19 protein-coding genes are annotated in these 17,712 nt (G+C 66.6%); 6 read left to right on the forward strand and 13 right to left on the reverse strand.

The window, feature by feature from the left end; genetic code table 11:
• Positions 1-104: 104 nt before the first annotated feature.
• From EFY87_RS15630 to EFY87_RS15650, 5 genes are all read right to left on the reverse strand, one after another.
• Positions 105-437, reverse strand: coding sequence for a hypothetical protein (locus EFY87_RS15630; RefSeq protein ID WP_123272423.1), 333 nt, complete (start codon positions 435-437; stop codon positions 105-107).
• Positions 438-503: 66 nt separating this feature from the next.
• Positions 504-1,535 carry an OmpA family protein gene (locus tag EFY87_RS15635; protein ID WP_148043366.1) on the reverse strand — a complete coding sequence of 344 codons (1,032 nt, stop codon included), beginning with the start codon at positions 1,533-1,535 and terminating at the stop codon, positions 504-506.
• A 221-nt stretch (positions 1,536-1,756) separates the two neighbouring features.
• Positions 1,757-3,394: a DHA2 family efflux MFS transporter permease subunit gene (locus EFY87_RS15640; protein ID WP_342769131.1), complete on the reverse strand. Its 1,638-nt coding sequence runs from the start codon at positions 3,392-3,394 to the stop codon at positions 1,757-1,759.
• Between the two features lie 154 nt (positions 3,395-3,548).
• Positions 3,549-4,112: a dienelactone hydrolase family protein gene (locus tag EFY87_RS15645; protein ID WP_123272426.1), complete on the reverse strand. Its 564-nt coding sequence runs from the start codon at positions 4,110-4,112 to the stop codon at positions 3,549-3,551.
• Between the two features lie 13 nt (positions 4,113-4,125).
• Positions 4,126-5,511 (reverse strand): MFS transporter, encoded by a 1,386-nt coding sequence (locus tag EFY87_RS15650; protein ID WP_123272427.1) that lies wholly within the window; start codon positions 5,509-5,511, stop codon positions 4,126-4,128.
• A 234-nt stretch (positions 5,512-5,745) separates the two neighbouring features.
• Here EFY87_RS15650 and EFY87_RS15655 point away from each other — a divergent pair, with 234 nt between their 5' ends.
• On the forward strand, positions 5,746-6,165 hold the full coding sequence (locus EFY87_RS15655; protein ID WP_123272428.1) for a hypothetical protein: 420 nt from the start codon (positions 5,746-5,748) through the stop codon (positions 6,163-6,165).
• A 1,627-nt stretch (positions 6,166-7,792) separates the two neighbouring features.
• On the opposite strand, the gene EFY87_RS15660 is transcribed toward EFY87_RS15655, so the two are convergent.
• The 6 genes from EFY87_RS15660 to EFY87_RS15685 all read right to left on the reverse strand — a co-directional run bounded on the left by EFY87_RS15660 (position 7,793) and on the right by EFY87_RS15685 (position 11,873).
• Positions 7,793-9,112, reverse strand: a complete 1,320-nt coding sequence (locus EFY87_RS15660) for an RHS repeat-associated core domain-containing protein (protein WP_158607669.1) — start codon at positions 9,110-9,112, stop codon at positions 7,793-7,795.
• The gene (locus tag EFY87_RS20385; RefSeq protein WP_158607670.1) at positions 9,069-9,464 is read right to left on the reverse strand and encodes a hypothetical protein; all 396 of its coding nucleotides are present in this window, start codon (positions 9,462-9,464) and stop codon (positions 9,069-9,071) included. The genes EFY87_RS15660 and EFY87_RS20385 overlap by 44 nt, the downstream gene beginning before the upstream one ends.
• A 64-nt stretch (positions 9,465-9,528) precedes the next feature.
• A complete protein-coding gene (locus EFY87_RS15665; protein WP_148043367.1) occupies positions 9,529-9,837 on the reverse strand; it encodes a hypothetical protein in 309 nt (102 codons plus the stop codon).
• Positions 9,838-10,247: 410 nt separating this feature from the next.
• Entirely contained in the window at positions 10,248-10,511 is a 264-nt protein-coding gene (locus EFY87_RS15675) for a type II toxin-antitoxin system RelE family toxin (protein ID WP_123272432.1), read from the reverse strand.
• Complete coding sequence (locus tag EFY87_RS15680) at positions 10,508-10,756, reverse strand: type II toxin-antitoxin system Phd/YefM family antitoxin (RefSeq protein ID WP_245988691.1); 249 nt, start codon at positions 10,754-10,756, stop codon at positions 10,508-10,510. Before EFY87_RS15680 ends, EFY87_RS15675 begins: the two co-directional genes overlap by 4 nt.
• 94 nt (positions 10,757-10,850) lie before the next feature.
• Positions 10,851-11,873 (reverse strand): ATP-dependent 6-phosphofructokinase, encoded by a 1,023-nt coding sequence (locus tag EFY87_RS15685; protein WP_123272434.1) that lies wholly within the window; start codon positions 11,871-11,873, stop codon positions 10,851-10,853.
• On the opposite strand from EFY87_RS15685, the gene EFY87_RS15690 reads away from it, so the two are divergent.
• From EFY87_RS15690 to EFY87_RS15700, 3 genes are all read left to right on the forward strand, one after another.
• Entirely contained in the window at positions 11,866-12,465 is a 600-nt protein-coding gene (locus tag EFY87_RS15690; protein WP_245988692.1) for an 8-oxo-dGTP diphosphatase, read from the forward strand. The two genes, EFY87_RS15685 and EFY87_RS15690, sit on opposite strands and share 8 nt — an antisense overlap.
• A 153-nt stretch (positions 12,466-12,618) precedes the next feature.
• The gene (locus EFY87_RS15695; protein ID WP_158607671.1) at positions 12,619-13,443 is read left to right on the forward strand and encodes an alpha/beta fold hydrolase; all 825 of its coding nucleotides are present in this window, start codon (positions 12,619-12,621) and stop codon (positions 13,441-13,443) included.
• Positions 13,444-13,479: 36 nt separating this feature from the next.
• Positions 13,480-13,935, forward strand: coding sequence for an OsmC family protein (locus EFY87_RS15700; protein ID WP_245988693.1), 456 nt, complete (start codon positions 13,480-13,482; stop codon positions 13,933-13,935).
• A 6-nt stretch (positions 13,936-13,941) separates the two neighbouring features.
• Here the strand turns inward: EFY87_RS15700 and EFY87_RS15705 are convergent, their stop codons facing one another.
• Complete coding sequence (locus EFY87_RS15705) at positions 13,942-14,382, reverse strand: rhodanese-like domain-containing protein (protein WP_220093663.1); 441 nt, start codon at positions 14,380-14,382, stop codon at positions 13,942-13,944.
• Between the two features lie 150 nt (positions 14,383-14,532).
• Here EFY87_RS15705 and EFY87_RS15710 point away from each other — a divergent pair, with 150 nt between their 5' ends.
• Both EFY87_RS15710 and EFY87_RS15715 read left to right on the forward strand, forming a co-directional pair.
• Positions 14,533-15,906 (forward strand): glucose-6-phosphate dehydrogenase, encoded by a 1,374-nt coding sequence (locus EFY87_RS15710; protein ID WP_123272438.1) that lies wholly within the window; start codon positions 14,533-14,535, stop codon positions 15,904-15,906.
• A 33-nt stretch (positions 15,907-15,939) separates the two neighbouring features.
• Entirely contained in the window at positions 15,940-16,476 is a 537-nt protein-coding gene (locus EFY87_RS15715; protein ID WP_123272439.1) for a DUF4190 domain-containing protein, read from the forward strand.
• A 1-nt stretch (position 16,477) separates the two neighbouring features.
• On the opposite strand, the gene EFY87_RS15720 is transcribed toward EFY87_RS15715, so the two are convergent.
• Positions 16,478-17,632, reverse strand: a complete 1,155-nt coding sequence (locus tag EFY87_RS15720; RefSeq protein WP_123272440.1) for a geranylgeranyl reductase family protein — start codon at positions 17,630-17,632, stop codon at positions 16,478-16,480.
• Positions 17,633-17,712 lie beyond the last annotated feature (80 nt).

The raw sequence follows: 17,712 nt of genomic DNA on the forward strand, positions 1-17,712 counted from the left end.
CGGAGCGGTCCGGCGTCGTCGTGCGCTGTGCGTCATACATGGCGGTCACGCTACCGCGCGAGGCTCGGGCCCGCCACCGAAAACGCTGCCACCGAAAACCTGCGTCAGTCGCGGGGCGTGGTGTGACCCCGGTCCGCGAGGAGGTATGCCGCCCCGCCGCTCACCGCTGCTGCCACAGCAACCGACGGCCAGGCGCCGATCTTCTTTGCCAGCGGGTGCGACGCGCCGAAAGCGCCCAGGTAGAGCGCAGTCAACCCTGCAGTGGCTGCCGGTCCGGACTTCGCCAGCCAGCTGCGGCCCGCGTAGACACCGGCCGCCGCGAGCACGACGCCGCCGAGCGGGCGGATGCCGGTCTCGCGTGCGATGAGGTAGCCGCCGAGGAGGCCGAGGGCCGCAATCGGTGCGGTGCTGACTTGGGTCGCGTCACGAAGTGCCATGTGCACGACTGTATTTCGTGTTCCTGGGCCAGGTGAGGCGGGCCCAGGCATTCGCCGAAAACGGACTCAGCTGTTCGCCCAGGAGATTGTCACGCGACGGTTCTTGGCCCGCCCGGCCGGGTTGTCCGCGCCGTCGGGCAGGGTGTTCGACGCGATCGGCTTGGACGCGCCGTTGCTGGAGACCTTCAGCTTGATGCCGGGCAGGTCCTTGCGCAGTTCGGCCGCGACCGCCTCAGCGCGCTGCATGCCGAGCTTGAGGTTGAACGCCGCGGTGCCCTTGGAGTCGGTGTTGCCGACCACCGCGACGGTCTTGCCGCTGATGTGCGACTTGATGGACGCGGCCGTCTGGTCGACGACCTGCTTGCCGGCCGGAGTCAGGGCGGCGCTGCCGTAGGCGAAGAGCACATCGGCGTTGAGTTCCACCGTCGAGGTGTTGCCGACATTGCAGACGAGATATCGCCCGGCGAGCTTGCCACCGGTCGGCGGCTGGCCCACGACGGTCTTCTTGCCCGACTTGTCGATGTAGAACAGCCCGCTCTTGCTCGCGGCGCCCTTCGTGCCGTCGGACCCGACGAACTGCAGCCCCTGCTTGTTGGCGCAGGTCACCGAACCATCGGGCAGCACGCCGATCACGCCCGACGGGTCGGCGATGACCCCGGCACCCTTGAGGTCCACGGTCGACGGGGTCCCGGTTGTGGACACCCACGTCGCCATCGTGGGAGTCAGCCTCAGCGTCCCCTTGCTGCTGGTCGACGTGGTCTCGCGCACGTTGCTGATGGGTGAGCCTGTGTCGATGCTGTAGCGGATGCCGTCGTTGTAGACGAAGGTGATCGTGCTGCCGTCGGCATACCAGCCGCCGCTGGTGGTGAGGGTGCCCGCTCTGCTCGCGCCGTCCGCTCCCGCACCGGTGGTGCTCCCGGACGAACTGGCGCCGCTGGTCGCCGCGCTCGAGGTCGTCGTGGAACCGTGGCTACTCGCCGTCGACGGGTGCGCCGCGGACGAGACGCTCGCGCCCTCGTCCTGCTGGTTGCACGCCGACAGCATGCCGGCCGCGGCCAGGGCGGCAACCGCGAGGGTGACCGTCTTCATTCTCTTCATGTCCCCTGATCCCTTCGGGTTCACTGCTGGGTCGGCAGGTATGACGCACGGACGTCGTTGCCGGATCCCTGCCGTCGCGCCGGGGACACTCTCGCACGGAAATACGGACGCCCAGAGCAGTGAGAGGACAGTCGATGCTGTCAGAGTCCGACTCTCACAACATCAACTGTCCTCTCGGTGCGCTCGCCGAGCGCGGCGCGTGGCCCGCGCTTTCGGCGCGGTCAGTGGATCATGACCGGCGCGACGTCCTCCTTGGAGCTCTCCGGGAGCGGCTTCCGTGGCAGCAGCAGGGCGGGGACGATCGTCAGCAGGCAGAGGATCGCGGCGACCCAGAAGGTGTTGCCGAAAGCATGCCCACCGGCCACCTGGGCGTCGTGGAAGAGCGGCGCGAAGATCTGCGCGGCCTTGGTCGGGTGCGCTGCGAGCTCGGGTAGCTGTGACGTGATCGACGGGAAGTGCTGGCTGATGTAGGTCAGCTGGTCGTGCGTCAGCGTCGGCGCGTGCTTGGTGCCCTGCTGCTCGGCGAGGGATTGTGCGATGCCGACCGACGGCGAACTCTTCAGGTGGTTGGTGAGCACGGTGGACATCACCGCGACACCGACCGACGAGCCGACCTGCTGCACGATGTTGATCAGCGTCGAGCCGCGCGCAATCTCGTGCGGCCGCAGCGTTTTCAGGGCTGAGGTCATGATCGGCATCATCGTCGCGCCCATGCCCAGGCCCATGATGAACAGCACCGGGATGATGTAGCCCCAGTAGCTGCTCTCGCCGTTGATCTGGGTCATCGCGAACATGCCGCCGATGATCAGCACCAGGCCGACGGGCACGATCCGGCCGACCGGCAGCTTGTCGGTGAGCGCACCGGCGATCGGCATGGTGAGCAGGGCGCCGATGCCTTGCGGGGCCACCAGCAGGCCGGCGTCGAGGGTGGACTCGCCGCGGATCTGCTGGAAGTAGGTCGGCACCAGCAGCAGCCCGCCGAAGAACGCCATGACGAAGAGGAACATTGTGACCGTCGACACTGACAGCAGACGGTTGGAGAAGAGCCGCAGGTCCAGCAGCGGGTGCTGCGGGCGGAAGGTGTGGAAGACGAAGGCGACGATGAGCACGATGCCGATGATCGCGGGGACGATGACCTTGACCGAGCCCATCCCGTCGGACGGGATCGAGGAGACGCCATACAGGAAGAGCGCGAGGCCGGGCGACATCATCAGCATGCCGACGAAGTCGAAGGACTCCGAGGGTGTCGGCTTGTCGTTTTCCAGCGCGAACCAGGAGTAGATCAGGGCGACGACCCCGATCGGCAGGTTGATCAGGAAGATCCAGTGCCAGCTGGCGTGCTCGATGAGGTAGCCGCCGAGGATCGGGCCGAGGATGGGGCCGAGCAGCATCGGCACGCCGAGGATGGCCATCAGGCGGCCCATCCGCTTCGGCCCGGCGGCGTGGGTCATGATCGTCATACCGAGCGGCATCAGCATGCCGCCGCCGAGGCCCTGGAGCACGCGGAAGCCGATCAGCATCCCGATCGACTGGGACAGCGCACAGAGCGCCGAGCCGATGGTGAACAAGCCGATGGCCAGCATGTAGAGGCGCTTGGTGCCGAAGCGATCTGCCGCCCACCCGGTCATCGGGATGACCGTGGCGAGCGCGAGGGTGTATGCCGTGACCGTCCACGCGACCGTCGAGTAGGCGACCGGCTGGCCGCCGTGGCCGAACACTCGCTGGAAGGTCGGCAGGGCGACGTTGACGACGGTGATGTCGAGGATCGACATGATCGCGCCGAGGACGACGACGCCGGCGACCTTCAGGACCGCGCCGTCGATCTTGTCGGGATATTCGATGGGTGCAGCGTTGGACACGCTCTCCCTCTCCTTCTGCATCGGGTTACCGCTGACGGTAGCGGTGGGCACGGACAGGGAGTCGTCACGTGCAAACAGTACGCAAGCGTACTACTTACCGCCGAGAGTGCGTCAACGGGATTTCTCTGTGCGCCGCGTCACGGGCTGCAGCCCTTCATTCTTGCAGTGCGGCGGCAATCCGGTCGACCGTCGCCCGGGTCGCCGCAGCATCCCCGTCCGGCAGCGCGGGGTCGGTGAAGAGGTGTCCGCTGCCGGGCGTGACGAAGTCGTCGAAGCGGGCTCCGCAGGCTCGCACCGCATCCCCCAGGGCACGCACGTCGGCCTCGTCGACGAACGGGTCCTGCGCGTAGCGGTGCAGTTGCACCGGCTGACCGCTCCACGTCCCGCCGTATGGCGCCGCGACGCTGTGCATCAGCACCACAAGTCGCGCGTCGGGGCGGTCGGCTGCGAGCCGTTGTGCGAACGCAGCACCCAGGGAGAAGCCGGCGAGCACCGTGTCCGGCGGCAGGTCGTCCAGCACCGGGCGGACGCCGGCGAGCAGCTGGGCCGGCCCGACGTCGTCGCGGTGGGACAACCCGGCATGGGTGTCGTCGAAGACGTGTCCGCCGTAGTAGTCGGGCGTGACCACCTCGTGGCCGCGCCCGCGCAGCGCATCGGCGAAGTCGAGGACGGCTGGGCGCAGCCCGAGTGCTGAGTGCAGCAGCAGGATCGTGGTCATCGATCACACCTCGTCATCGGTCGGTGGTGGCCGCTTCGGTCGCGCGTCGCGGCGCCGCACCCACGAGCACGGCGAGCAGGCCGCCGAGCACCATCACCACGCCGACCAGCCACAGGCCGGTCTTCTCGGTGCCGGTCGCGTCCTTGAGCCATCCGGTGAAGTATGGCGCGAAGAACCCCGCGGAGTTGCCGACCGAGTTGATCAGCGCGATGCCGCTCGCGGCGGCGGCCCCGGACAGGAAGCCGGTGGGCAGCGCCCAGAACGTCGGCAGCGCGCACATGATGCCCACGGCGCAGATCGTGACCGCGACCATCGCGGCGAACGGGCTGCCGAGGTAGAGCGTGATGGGGATGGCGATGCCGCCGAGGATGCTGGGTGCTGCAACGTGCCAGACGCGTTCGCGGGTGCGGTCGCCGTGCAGCGCCCACGGGATCATGACGAGTGCGCCCACGACATACGGGATCGCATTGATCAGCCCGCGCTGCACGATCGAATAGCTGGTGCCGTATTGCCCGGCGAAGCCGGCGATGATCGTCGGGAGGAAGAACCCGAGGGCGTAGAGCCCGTAGACCACACCGAAGTAGACGAACGCGAGTGCCCAGACCCGCGGCTGGGTGAGGGATTGCCAGATCGTCACGTGGTAGGTGCGGCTGCGGCCGAGCTGTTCGGCGTCGAGCGTGCGCTGCAGCGCCTCGCGTTCCGGGGCCGGCATCCAGCGCGCGCCCTCGGGCCGGTCGGTGAGGAAGAACCAGGTGATGATGCCGAGCACGATTGCCGGGACGCCTTCGAGCAGGAACATGATGCGCCAGCCGTCAAGGCCGAGCCAGCCGTGGGCGTGCTCGATCAGGAGTGAGGAGATCGGTGTCCCGATCGCCGTGGACAGGGGCACTGCGACCATGAACAGCGCTGTCATCCGGGCGCGTTCGCGTTGCGGGAACCAGAACGTGAGGTAGAGGACGATGCCGGGGAAGAAGCCGGCCTCGGCGACCCCGAGTAGGAAGCGCAGCAGGTAGAGCGTGCCGGCGTTCGGGACGAAGGTGATCGCCGCGGCCACGATGCCCCAGGTGACCAGGATCCGCGCGATCCAGCGACGGGCGCCGAACTTGTGCAGTGCCATGTTGCTCGGCACTTCCAGCACCAGGTAGCCGAGGAAGAAGATGCCGGAGGCGAAGCCGAACATCGAGCCGCTCAGGTGGAGGTCGGAGTTCATGCCGTTCGGGCCGGCGAAGCCGATGTTGGTGCGGTCCAGGTAGTTGACGAAATAGAGCAGCGCGACGAAGGGCACCAGCCTGCGCACCGAGCGGCGGACGGCGCTGCGCAGGACGGGATCGTCCGCTGCGGGCACCGCGTGGGCCGATCGGTCGGTCGGGTCGGATCCTCCGGTCTGCGGCTGGGTCATGGTGTCAACGTATCGGCTTGAGGCGCGAGTAGGTGGTCGAGTAGCGGAGGAGCGTATCGAGACCAGGTTCGTCGTCAGGAGCGCAAGTAGGTGGTCGAGCGCCGTTCTGAGTAGGCCGGAGCCTGCGGAGGCCGTATCGAAGAGTGGTGGGGGAGGGCGGCTGGTCGAGTAGCGGGGGAGCGCAGCGGAGGAGCGTATCGAGACCAGGTTCGTCGTCAGGAGTACAAATGGGGTGTGGACGGCACACAGGTCTGGCATGTCAGGGACGGCGAACTGCTGGGGGATCGACCCGATTCGTGGGTCTATGTATGGCGCCTGCCGGACGCCGCCGATCCGCGCGCGAACGTGCTGTATGTCGGCACGACCGGCATGCCGCCGGCGCTGCGGTCCTGGCTGCACCTGCACTCCAAGGACAAGGAGTTGGGCCGCCTGGCCAAGCGGTTCCCGAAGATTGCCGTCGAGGCGGCCGACATCTACGCATTCCCCGTGCCGCAGGCGCTGGAGCGCATGGAGGTCAAGCACGCTTTGGTGCACGCGCTCGCCGACGCGGGCCTGCTCGCCCCAGAGTATGTCGGCCCGCCTCTCGAGGGCACCGCTCACGCGAGTGAGGCCGTTGCGTCATACGTGCTGGAGGTTGTGGCCGCGCTCGAATAGCGACGAATGCTTCACTCAAGCCATCGTGCGAACAGAGTGTCGATCCAAATCAGTATTCGCGTCATCACTATGCCGCCTGCCAGATACGCAGGCAGGTAGACGAAGACGAACATAGCTCGATCCGGCCAAGATGTATCAGGATCTACGACTCGATACCCGGTAACCAACAAGAACATCGTAACAACTACCAGCGGGACGAGAGCCCCGGACCATCTACGCGGAGTAGGGCGTGCTGACCACTCGCCACGTATGGACCTTGGCACCAAGATGCGTTCAACCTGGATTCTGGAGATGTTCATCACGGAGAGAGTAATTCGAGTAGTTAATGCGGCGTCAGGGGAAGGATAGCATTGATCCTTCGCTATGGTCCGAATTGCGCGCTACTACCGACGGTGCCGTAGATCTCCAAGTTGCTGCCTTCGCCAGTAGTTGCTACCGTCCACGACCACGCTTTCCACCACCGGAGACATAGCGGTCTGGTTGCGACTGAACGTAATCCCACATGGTGTCGAAAGCATCCGGTCCTCGCCGGTATGACGCCAACAACCCACGCGCATACTGACGACGAAACCCGTAGTGTAGTTAGCGCCTCCTGGCGCAATGCCACGTAGCGTAAGTGCGTTTCCCCTGGTCAGAGCATGTTTCGAGCCCCGGTTCGGCCGTCTCTCGCGACCACCTCGCACCCAAATCCGTGTCCTTCCGGCCCTCTGCAGCCTTGCTGGTCGCATCCACAGGCCGCCTGAGGCTGTTCACGACGCTGCTGCGGACCGATCTCGGCCGTGCCGCGAGACCTGAAAACAGCTGCTGACCTGCAAGGATGCGTTAGTCTACGTGGCATTGCCTCCTGGCGATTCATTGCATGTCCCAGAAATCATCTGGAGGTAGCCACCGAACGTACGGTGTACGATGAAGACCATTGACAGAGGTTACCCGCGACATTAGCTCCGATATCCTTGTATTGCCATTGATTGATTTTTTTGGATACTTGGAGAGCTTTGCATAACCTTCATTGGCTGGCTCAATCTCTCAGGCGAACGCGATCCCCGACTATGCGCTCGACGGCCGTGATCAGTCGAATCGAAGTTCGAATAGGGTTCTGGCGCGCTCGCCTGAAGTGCTGAGCCGTCATAAATGCGTATATTCTCTGATCATGAGGTCGGTCGGTGTTTGTCCAGGAATTCTGTGACGCAGCCAGCGACGGAGTCGGCCCCCCAAGACGTAGCAGCGATCGCCCAGGGCACGAATCCTGACGATGTCAGTAGACCGATATCGAATCGGTAACGCATTATCCGACTACGACGCGCTCGGCGAACGGTCCCACCCTGGCACGATCCGAGCGGCATGTCGACCGCGCGCGCAAATGCGCGATAGATTGTCACTCTGTCGCCCCGGATGGCGAGCCGAGTTCGCAGATTCACGAGTGCTGCAATAGTTCCTAGCGCTGCGAGACAAATTCCCGCCAGGAGCCCCCTGTTTAGAACCACTACAATACCTATAACGAAAACCCCAGATGATACCGGAATAGCAACCCACTTCGCCACCGCGGGCCGAAATGTCGCTGTCCCCCCGCCGAGCCTGCCCGCGGCGGGCCTCTCGCCGCTCGCAGACTTTCCATCGTTTACGGAGTTCATGGCAGCTGCGGCAGAAGATTTATATGGGTGCCGGGGATAGTCAAAGGGATGGCAAGTGACGTTTGGCCGCCTACCTGAATGCCCGCGCCCTCGAATATGTCTACTTCCCAACCGTCATTTCCATCGATCCCATGAGACGCTAAACCGCCAATCCAGTCTCCACCGCCAGCCAGGGCAGATTGACTCAGGCCAGATGGCACGTCAGATGCGTACCCTGCATAGAACCCCTTTTCAATCACTCCAACTCCGCCTCCAGAAACAACAATATGACCGTCCTGAAACGCTATCGAATAGCAGAGGATCGCGCAGCCCCCCGACCCAAATACGGCATGCCTATACAATTGGCGTATTAGACTCATATCCGGTGCCGAATTGGTCGTCCGTGTAATGTCTGGGTCGCCATAGTTGCGATAACTATTTCCGATCATGACTCCGCCCGCCACGGGGTTGTTCGAGTACATGGTGCCAGCCGATGGTAGGTGTCCGACTGCTCGGTTTGCGGCCCATTCGTAGGGTGCGAGGATTTGGGCGCTGATGCGTGCGCCGCGCGCTTGATCGGCTGCCCACTCGCCGGGATTCCGTTCGATCCAGTTCCACGTAGAATTGTAAGCCCAATTTTCGGTGGGCTGGTAGTAGTGCTGGTAGTAGTAGTCGTAGTGGTGTACTTCTGGGGGTGTCCAGCCGCAGTTGTTGTGGCACCCGTAGGAGTAGGGGCCATTCTCATCCGAGGGCGGGTACATGGCACCGGTGGGGTCGGCGTGGGTGACCGGGTTGTTCCCGGCGTAGGTGTACCCGTTCCATTGGGCTGGGTCATTGGGGGCTTGGATGGGGTCGACGGAGGTGAAGGCGCCCAGGGTGGGGTCGTACATGCGCGCGCCCAACGTGATCAGGCCGGTGTCGGTGTTGGTGGGGTGTGCCAGGAACCCGCGGTCATCGGGTAGGACCGGCGAGACCGGTGATGGTCCGGTCGCGGCCAGGTTGTTGCCGTACGGGTCGAGGAACTGCCGTGTTGTGGTGCCCGCGCCCGTGCCGGACGTCGGGGGCTGGTAGGCCGCGATCACGGTGCCCTGCGCGTTGGTCTCCAGGTACGACAAGACGCCATTGTCGCGCAAACCGATCTGGATGCCATCGAAGGTGTAGTGCCGCTCTACCCGGGTCACGGTCGCACCGGTCCCGGAACCGGTGACGGTGACGTCTTCACCGGGCAGGTAGGCCACGGTCTTGGTCGGGTCTTGCTCGATGAGCGGGTTGCCGTCACCATCGTTGCAGCGTTCACGCACGGGAAGCTTGCGCGCGCGCTTCTTGTATGGCGGCAACAATCTGCTCGGCCCGTGAGCGATCGACTCCCCATGCATTCCACGAGCTCAGGACGTAGAACTTGGCCGGCCGATGCCCCCAGATCGCAACCTCGAACCCCGAGAACGGCCGAGTCTTCACCGCACCCGTCACGACCGCGCAGCGAACCGCCTCGATCTGTGCCCACCGCCACGACCGCTCAAGCGCACCCTTCCGATAAACCGCCAACCGGTCTTCCTCCAGGACCAGCACCCGGAACAGGCCCCTGCGATCTGAGTCCACGACAGCCCACTTCTGACCGGCAGACACCACCCGCCGCACCGCCCGCGGAGCGCCGAACCGCACCATCACGGGCATCGCGACTGCAAGCATCCCAAGCAGAATCAGGCCGATAAACGGAAATATATACCTCACAATAAAACGCCCGTCACCGCGGTCACCGATGAATCATTTTCCGATATTTCTTCTTATAACGCAAAGCCACAAATGGACCAGGAGTGCACACGATGAACACGACACCGGTGAGACCCATGAAAATGGCAGCGATCGCCACCCCCCAGTTGAGCAATATTGCTCCGATAACAAGGAGGATGCAGGCGAAGACACCAAAATTTAACATGTTCATACGCCGAGACAGGATCTTGTCCCACCGCTGCAAACCCTGCTCGGGGGTCTCACCCTCAGCTGGGTTATCGTGAGGAAACACTATTCCTTGCATCAACGGCCAATCTCGAAAGCGCGGCACGATGCGACCGTGTCGAGAGGTGAGAGCGTCGCCTTCAACAACGCAGAATTCCTCATCGCCTCACGCTCCGACCAGTTCGCACCGCTAATAAGATTCCCGAATACGCGAGTGAGACCTAAGCTCCCGACCGCCGCCTTATCCCACAGTAGCGCACTTCTGTCCACTGGCTCGTGCGAAGCATACGCACGGAGTTGATCAGCAGCATCGAACCCAGCGCTCGCGATGCCGAGCCAGTCACCGACGGCAAAGGTCGTTTCCGAGCAGCCGAAGTCGCCGACACCACTGACAAAACACGCCCCGGCAGCAAAGTCCACTCCTACGGCGGTCCACAGCATATTGACCGGGATGGCCGGCTCGGCAGATCGGCTTCTCCTCCGGAGGCTTGCGCGCGGCCACGTTGAACCAGGGCGCTACGAGTGTCGGTAGATGTCGCGCCGGTGCCCGAGGGAGAGGACCAGCACAAGAAGGATGTCGTCGTGGACTTCGTAGATGACGCGGTAGTCGCCGGTCCGCACGCGCCACTCGCCATCACCGCCGGTCAGCTTCTTGACCCCGGCAGGTCGTGGGTCGTCAGCGAGCAACTCGACGACCGCTTGGATTCGGCGCTGTGCCTGCTTGTCGAGGTTCCGTAGTTGCCGTGCTGCAGCCGGCGCGAACTGGACCCGGTACTTCACGCGAGCCCGAGGTCGGCCCTGACCTGCTTCCAGGGGATCGGTGCGGCCCCGGCGGCCATCTCGTCGCGGGCCGCGCGAGCTGCGTTGATGTCCGCGAGGTCCTCCGCGGCTGCAATCAGGGTGTCCAGATCGTCGGCGTCAATGACGGCAGCAATGCGGCGGCCGCGGCGCGTCAGATAGACCGGATCGTGCCGGACCCTCGCTTCGTCAACGACGTCCGCCAAGCGGGCTCTCGCATCGCTCACTCGTACTTCCATCGTGGCACCCAGCGTACGCTATATGAGCTGAAACGTACATTTGTGCGTACGGCGGTGACATCTTCGGCAGGAACATGGAGCCCTACCCGAAGAGGATCGCTGCTTCGTCCCAGCGTTCCAGGGGGACCGTCTTGAGCACGGTCGTCGCAGAGTGCAGGTCGACAAGCTCGATGTCGGTGCCGATGAGCGAAACCATGGTGCCCCAACGCTTTTCGACGACGGCGTCGACGGCGGCGGTGCCGAAACGGGTCGCGAGCACCCGGTCGTATGCCGAGGGGACCCCACCGCGTTGCAAGTGGCCCAGGGTGGCTGCGCGGGTCTCGATGCCGGTGATCGCCTCGATCTGCGGCGCGAGCCGCTCACCGATGCCACCGAGCCGCGGACGGCCGAAGGCATCCAGCCCGCGCGGGGCGTGCAGGTGCTCCTCACCGGACGGCACGAAACCCTCGGCGACCACGATGACCGGCGCACGCCGCCGGTCGCGGGCGTTCTCCACCCAGCCGCAGATCTGCTCGATGGACACCTCCACCTCGGGGATCAGGATCGCGTGCGCACCGGCCGCGATGCCTGCGTGCAGCGCGATCCAGCCGACGTGCCGGCCCATCACCTCCACCACCATGCAGCGGTGGTGCGACTCGGCGGTCGTGCGCAGCCGGTCGATCGACTCCGTCGCGATCGACACCGCGGTGTCGAAGCCGAACGTGTAGTCGGTTGCCGACAGGTCGTTGTCGATCGTCTTGGGCACGCCGACGACCGGGATGCCACCGTCCGCCAGCCGCCGGGCCGCGGTCAGTGTGCCCTCCCCGCCGATGGCGATGAGCCCCGTCATACCGCGTGCCGCCATGACTTCACGCACCCGTTCGATCCCGCCGTGCTCGAACGGGTTGGTGCGCGAGGTGCCCAGGATCGTGCCGCCGGCCCGGGAGATGCCGCGCACGTCGTGGCGCGGCAGCGGCACGATGTCGTCCTCGACGAGGCCGCGCCAGCCGTCGCGGATCCCGAGGAACGACACCTGGTGGATGCGGTCGCCCTTGATCACCGCGCCACGGATCACCGCATTGAGGCCGGGACAGTCACCACCGCTGGTCAGGATTCCGATGCTCACGGGTCCATCGTGGTCGAAGCGCGGCGGCGAGTGGGCCGATGTCCACGATGTTGTCGGACCCGCCGGGCGGATCCGCACCGGCGCGTCCGGCATACTCGCCAGGATGCTGACACCGATGTGCCTGGTCTTCCTCCTGCGCGATGCCCCGAACGGCCCCGAGGTGCTGCTCGGGCTCAAACAACGCGGCTTCGGCACCGGGCGGATCGTCGGCGTCGGCGGCCACGTCGAGCCGGGGGAAAGCGATCCCGCGGCGGCAGTGCGGGAAGCGTTCGAGGAGACCGGCTTCCGGATCGACCCCGCCGACCTGGCTGACGCCGGGCGCGTCGTCTTCCGCTTCCCCGCCGATCCCGCCTCCGACATGTCCGTCGCCCTCTACCGCGCGACCGCGTGGACCGGGGAGCTGACCGCGTCCGACGAACTCGACCCGCAGTGGTTCCCGGTCGCGGCCGTGCCGACCAGCCGCATGTGGGACGACTCGCGGATCTGGCTGCCGCACGTGCTGCGCGGCGAGACGATCGACGCCGACATCACGTATGACGCCACCGGCTCGCTCGTGGCGAGGGTCAGCCTGACCGTCATACCTGGTTGGTAACCACCCAGGCACCGCACCACGCACGATGCAGCCACCGCACGAGATCAGTGGGTAGTCTGAGTGCGCCTGCCCGCACTGCTGCGTGCGCGTCCGGCAGGTTCCACAAGCAGGTGACTCGTCCGTGATCCGGACGACAGGTGAGGTGCGATCGACGTGACCACGATTGACTACGCGCGGGCAGGCTCGGGCGACCCGCTGGTGCTCATCCACGGCATCGGCCACCAGCGATCCGCGTGGGGCGAGACCTTCGAGCTGCTCGCACAGGACTTCGACGTCATCGCGCTCGACCTGCCGGGCTTCGGCAAGTCGCCGGCGCCCGCGCCGCCATACAGCTACCGGATGGACAGCTACGTCGAGCAGCTCGAGGACTTCTTCGACCACCTCGGTCTGGACCGGCCGCACGTCGCAGGCAACTCACTCGGCGGGATGTTCGCCCTCGAACTGGCCGCCCGGGGGTCGGTGCGCACCGCGACCGCGATCTCACCGGCCGGCTTCTGGGGTCCGCTCGGGCTGGTCAACGCCGTCGCGAACCTGTCGCTGATGAAGGCGTCCTCGCACGCCCCGCGGCGCGTGGTGCGCCTCTTCTCCGACAAGGCCGCCCTGCGCAAGGCCAGCCTTCGGGCGCTGTACGTCCACCCGGAGAACGTGCCCGGTGCCGTGGCGTATGACGATGCGCTCAACCTGCGCACGTCGCCCGGCTTCTTCCCGGTCGCGTGGCACGCGACCCGATCCCGCTTCCGCCACCAGCCACTAGTGCCGGTCACCATCGCCTGGGGCACCAAGGACCGGCTGCTGCTGCCCTCACAGGCGGCGACCGCCCGCGCGGAACTGCCGATGGTCTCGCATCTGACGCTGCCCGATTGCGGCCATGTCCCGATGATCGACAACCCCGAGCTGGTCGCCGGAGCGATCGTGCAGACCGTGGTGCAAGCCGCCGACCGAGCCGGGCAGCCGCTGCTGCACCTGACCGGCGTCTGACCCATCGTGCCCGAAAACCACTCGTATCACACGGCTTTGACCTGGTCGGGTTCGACGGGTGAAGGGTATGACGCTTACCCCCGGGCTCATCGGGTCGCACCCGGCGATCTGGCCGCGCTCGGCATGTCCGCAGACCCGCACTTCCGCGGCGACCCGGCGCTCGTCAACCCCGAGCAGCTGCTGGTGATGGCCGCGAGCAGCTGCCAGTTGCTGTCCTTCCTCGCCGTCGCGGCGCGAGCGCGCCTCGACGTGCTCGACTACCGGGACGAGGCCGAAGGCGTGATGCCGGAGTCGGTTTCGCCGATGTCGGTCACCCGCATCGTGCTGCGACCCGTCGTCACCCTCGCCGCCGGCAGCCGCCTGGATCAGCTGGAGCGGCTGACCCGCGTTGCGCACGAGCAGTGCTTCATCGCGAACTCGCTGCGCTCGGAACTGGTCATCGACGCCGGATTCCGCATCGGCGACGAGACGGTCGCGACTGTCCGGATCTGAGCCGGGCTACGCGGCAACAGGCAGGCCGAGCGCCTGCCAGGCGGCGAAACCGCCGGCCATGCCGGTCGCGTGCCGCACGCCGAGCCGGACCAGGGTCTCTGCCGCGCGCGACGAGATATGGCCCTCCTGGCACACGACGACGACCCGCAGGTCGCGGGCGGCGATCGGCAGGCGGTCATCGCTCGCCGGGTCGAGTCGCCAGGCGAGCGCGGTGCGGTCGACCGCCCGCGGCGAGACCGCATCCGGGAGGCAGCCGAACGCCATACGCTGCGCCTGCGGCCGTATGTCGACCAGCGTCGCTCGGCCCCAGAGCGCCTCCTGGAATGCCGCGCGCGGACTCATTCCATGCAGCGGTGTCGACAGGCTGGCGAAAAGCTCCGACTGCCAGGTCATTTCGTCGAGTACGTGTGGACTGGGGGCGAGTGGTGCGCTGGTGGTGACGGTCATGAGGAAGGATCCCGGGTCCGGCCCGCCAGCCGACGGGAATCACATGTCATGATGCGTTGCATAACAAAACGTTACTTGGCGTGCCTGCGCCGGGGCAACCGACTTGTCCAGATCGCGAACGCTCGCGGATTCGGCTCCTATGCTCAGCGCATGGCTGCAGATGAAGACGTGACCCTGCTCATCCTCGGTGCAGGGGGCGATCTCACTCACCGGCTGTTGCTGCCCGGAGTCGGCAGCCTGCTGAAGGTCGAGTCGTCCTGGAAGATCACCGTGGTCGGCGCAGACCGCGCGGACGTGACGCCCGCGCAGTGGAAGAAGCGCCTCGAGGACTCGTTCGCCACCGTGCCGGTGCCGGCGCGTCCGCTGCGGTCGGTGCTTGCCCGCACGCGCTACCAGCGCACCAACGTGCTGGACGCCACCGAGCTCGCCGGCCTGATCGGCTCGTGCAGCGGGCCGCTGGTGATCTACTTCGCCCTGCCGCCCACGGTGTCGATGGGTGTCTGCAAGCTGCTCGAAGACATCGACCTGCCGGCCGACACTCGGCTCGCGCTGGAGAAGCCGTTCGGTTCGGACGAGAAGTCGGCGCGCGCGTTCAACGCGCAACTGCACCGGGTCGTCCCGGAGAAGCAGATCTTCCGCGTCGACCACTTCCTCGGCACCTCGACCGTGCTCAACCTCATCGGGCTGCGCTTCGCCAACCGGGTGCTGCAGCCGGTCTGGAGCGCCGAGCACATCGAGCGCGTCGAGATCGTGTATGACGAGGACCTCGCCCTGGAGGGGCGCGCCGGCTACTACGACAGCAACGGTGCACTGAAGGACATGCTGCAGTCACACCTGTTGCAGGTGCTCGCGGTCTTCGCGATGGAGTCGGTCACCGACCTGTCGGACCAGGAGATCCAGGATCAGAAGGCGCAAGTGCTGCGCGCCACCCATCTGTGGGGGTCGAGCGTCAAGCGATCCACCAAACGAGCGCAATACACGGCGGGCACGATCGGGCGCCGCAAGATCCCGGCGTACACCAAGGAAAAGGGCGTCGACCCGTCCCGCGAGACCGAGACGCTCGCCCAGGTGAAGGTCGAGGTGCGCAACAACCGGTGGGCCGGTGTGCCGTTCACCCTGCGCAGCGGCAAGGCACTCGGAACGGCCCGCAAGCAGATCGTCGCCTACTTCCGGCCGGTCGCGCACGTGCCCGGCGGCTTCCGGAATGCCGCCGGGGCGGACAAGCTGATCATCGACCTCAAGCCGGGAGCGGTGTCCTTCGTGCTCACCATGAACGCCGAGGGCAACCCGATGGAGCTGGAGCAGAAAGAGCTGCGGGCCGAGCTTGCCCCTGGCTGGATGCTGCCCTACGGCGAGGTGCTGCGCGAAGTGCTCGGCGGTGACGCGATGTTGTCGGTGCGTGCCGACGCGGCCGAATCCTGTTGGCGCATCATGGATCCGGTGCTCCGCGCCTGGCGTCAAGGGCGGGTGCCGCTGGAGACCTACCCGGCCGGGTCCGCCGGTCCGGACGGCTGGCAGGACTAGGGCCGGGCGTGCCTGCTCGCCTATCCTTGCGCCATGTCTGATCCGTATGGCGACCGCAACGTGCACGAGCAGGAGACCCGGGCACAGCCGGCGGTCGACCCCTACGCGCAGCCGTCCGGCACCCCCGACGGGCAAGGCGGCTACCCGGGACAGTCCGGTTACGGACAGCAATCGCCATACGGCACACCCGGTTACGGTCAGCCTCCGACCTACGGCGACGCCTCGGCGTACGGTCAGTCCCCGGCTTACGGGGCACCGGCATACGGCCAGCAGCCCTACAACCCCTACGCCGGATATCAGCCGGCGCCGACCAACGGGATGGCGATCGCGTCGTTCGTCACCAGCCTGGCCGGCATCTTCGTGTTCTGCGGCGTCTCCGGCATCGTGGGCATCATTCTGGGCATCATCGCGCTGAACCGGTCGAAGGAGCGGCAGGGCGCCGGGCGAGGGATGGCGATCGCGGGCATCGTGATCGGTGCCGTGCAACTTGTGCTGGCGATCGGGTTGATCATCGTGATCGTCATCGCGGCCGCCCACGACCAGAGCACCACGGGCGGCGCCACGACCTGAGCTACCAGCGGTTCATGGCGGCCAGGCCCCAGCGCACGGACGCGTGTCGTTCGACGAGCGCGAGGGTGGTGCTGCCGCGGGTGATGCCGGTGAAGACCCGCCAGCCCGGGCGGGTGCGCAGCATCGCATGGAACGCCGCGGGGTGCCGCTCGAAGGCGCGCAGCGTCCGCTCGCCGGCCAGCATCTCGGTGCCGAGTTCGCCCGCCACCTGCCGGCCGTATGCCGTGAGCCCGTCTCCCGGCGGCAGCTCGCCCGCGGCGATGCGGGCAGCAGTCGCCCCCGCCATCCGGCCCGACCGCACCGCGTAGGAGATGCCCTCGCGGGTCCACGGCTCCAGCAGCCCGGCGGCGTCGCCCGCGACCAGCACCCGGCCGCGGCCCAGCGGTGAGCCGGCCGCCCGGCAGCGGGTGAGGTGGCCGGACTCGCGGACGACATCGAGCCGGGAAAGCCGTTGCTGGGCAATGAAGTCCGTCAGGTACCGCTTGGTCTCGGCGGGGCGGCCCTTCGCCATGATGACGCCGACCGTGAGCACATCGTCCTTGGGGAAGACCCACGCGTAGGACCCCGGCACCGGTCCCCAGTCCAGGTGCACCCGCCCGGCCCAGGCCGCTCGCGCGGTGTCGTCGGGCGCGAGCTCGGCCTCCAGACCGAGGTCGGTCTGCCGCAGTTGCACGCCGACGTACCGTCCGATGCGGCTCGCGGAGCCGTCCGCGCCGACCACCACCCGGGAGTGCAGGTCTCCGTCGGAAGTCCGGACCGTCACCAGGTCGTCGTCCTGGTCGACGGCGCTGAAAGTGACGGCCGTGCGCACGTGCGCGCCGGCGGCCTGCGCCGCCCGGAGCAACGCGGTGTCGAGGTCGGCGCGGTTGACCAGGGTCAGGATGCGTCCGTCCCCACGACGCTCGAAGGGCTTGCGCCCGGCCAGGCTGAACGACGCCCGCGTGATCTCCTGCTGCACGGGCACCGGCAGCTCGGGCGGCAGCGACGCGAGGGTCGGACCGATCAGGCCCCCACCGCAGGTCTTGTATCGCGGGAAGCGAGCCCGGTCTATCACCAGGGTCCGGGCCCCGGCGGTCGCCGCAGCGTGCGCGGCGCAGCTGCCGGCCGGACCGGCGCCGACGACGATGACGTCATACGGCTCAGGCGGCTGTGTCACGCTGGGAGATGGTAGTCCGCCAGGGCGGACCGGCCCGGAGGTGTCACGGTGGCGGGCGAAGTGACCGGCGAGTAACTTAG

Origin of the sequence: Flexivirga caeni (genome assembly GCF_003724155.1) — a bacterium.
GTDB lineage: Bacteria > Actinomycetota > Actinomycetes > Actinomycetales > Dermatophilaceae > Flexivirga > Flexivirga caeni.